This window comes from Corallococcus sp. AB038B, from assembly GCF_003668955.1.
Classification (GTDB): domain Bacteria; phylum Myxococcota; class Myxococcia; order Myxococcales; family Myxococcaceae; genus Corallococcus; species Corallococcus exiguus.
On sequence record NZ_RAWO01000296.1, the window covers coordinates 1 to 397 of the forward strand.

Below are 397 nucleotides of genomic sequence, written 5' to 3' on the forward strand. Positions count from 1 at the left end.
CATGCCATGCGTGTGGATGGCCTCCGCGCACAGCTCCTTGCCCGTGCCCGTTTCGCCCTGGATGAGCACGTCCGACTCGCCCTGGGCCAGCCGCTCCAGCAGCGTGAAGACCTCCCGCATGCGTCGGCTGTTGCCCACCAGCCCCCCGAAGCTGCTGCGGGAGGAGAGGGGGAGGGCTCTCGTCTTCTCTCCTTCCGGAACCAGCTTCAGCTCGGTGGTACCCAGGGTCAGAGTTGCCCCTGGACGAACCTCCAATTCGGAGAAGCGCATACCCTCGCAGAAGGAGCCGTTGCGTGATCCAGGGTCCACCGCGCGCACGCCATCCTCGCGGACCTCCAGGACGAGGTGCTGCCTGGACACGGAGCGATCCGGCAGGACGATGTCCGACGTCGCTTCG

Annotated in this window: 1 protein-coding gene; it reads right to left on the bottom strand. The window is 67.0% G+C overall.

From position 1 onward, the window contains the following. Positions 1-397: FHA domain-containing protein (locus tag D7Y04_RS43355; RefSeq protein WP_121763090.1), on the bottom strand; the 397-nt coding region annotated here is incomplete at both ends.